We start from the raw sequence: 317 nt of genomic DNA, 5'->3' as shown, positions 1-317 counted from the left end.
CTTGCCTACCCGGATCTTAACATCGAGCCCTGGTTCAACTTCGGCCGCTTGCGGCCTTTGCATACTTCCGGCGTGGTCTTTGCCTTCGGCGGCAATGCGCTCATTTGCACGTCGCTTTATGTCGTGCAGCGGACCTGTCGTGCCCGGCTGTTCGGCGGCGATCTCGCCTGGTTCGTATTCTGGGGCTATCAGCTGTTCATCGTCATGGCGGCAACCGGCTACCTGCTCGGAATCACCGAGAGCCGCGAATACGCCGAGCCCGAATGGTATGTGGACCTGTGGCTGACCATTGTGTGGGTCGCCTACCTCGTCCTGTT

General features: G+C 59.9%; 1 protein-coding gene. It reads left to right on the top strand.

Going from position 1 to position 317, the window contains the following annotated elements:
- On the top strand, nt 1-317 hold a 317-nt coding region (locus tag AC0L2P_RS32295; RefSeq protein ID WP_473507254.1), incomplete at both ends, for a cbb3-type cytochrome c oxidase subunit I.

This window comes from Mesorhizobium sp. WSM4836 (assembly GCF_055811815.1).
Note: the sequence above shows the minus strand (reverse complement) of the source record. Positions and strands in the feature narration are given on the sequence as shown.